We start from the raw sequence: 246 nt of genomic DNA, 5'->3' as shown, positions 1-246 counted from the left end.
CTTTGTCAGTAATACAGAACGCCCACACTTCAACTTGATCAGGGCCGCGCGGATGCCAGACGCGGAGCGTGGCAGTGCCGTTGAGCCATGAAAGCGTGGGGAAAATATTGTTATGACCCGCCAGGCGCAGGGCGCGAACTTCACCTAAACGTTGTTCTGCTTCGGCATAGGTTTCGCGGTAATAGCTTGAAACTGCGCCATCGACCCAGACATTAGCATCCGGTTTTTCAGTAAAGAAGAAACCGC

Annotated in this window: 1 protein-coding gene; it reads right to left on the bottom strand. The window is 53.3% G+C overall.

Annotation, left to right across the window (positions count from 1 at the left end):
* Positions 1–246, bottom strand: a 246-nt coding sequence (locus SB756_RS33825) for an SRPBCC family protein (protein ID WP_410913732.1), incomplete at both ends; no start/stop codon positions are given.

Source organism: Pseudomonas sp. SIMBA_068 (assembly GCF_046534705.1).
GTDB classification, from domain to species: Bacteria; Pseudomonadota; Gammaproteobacteria; order Pseudomonadales; family Pseudomonadaceae; genus Aquipseudomonas; species Aquipseudomonas putida.
This window is presented reverse-complemented; position numbering and strand designations above follow the sequence as displayed.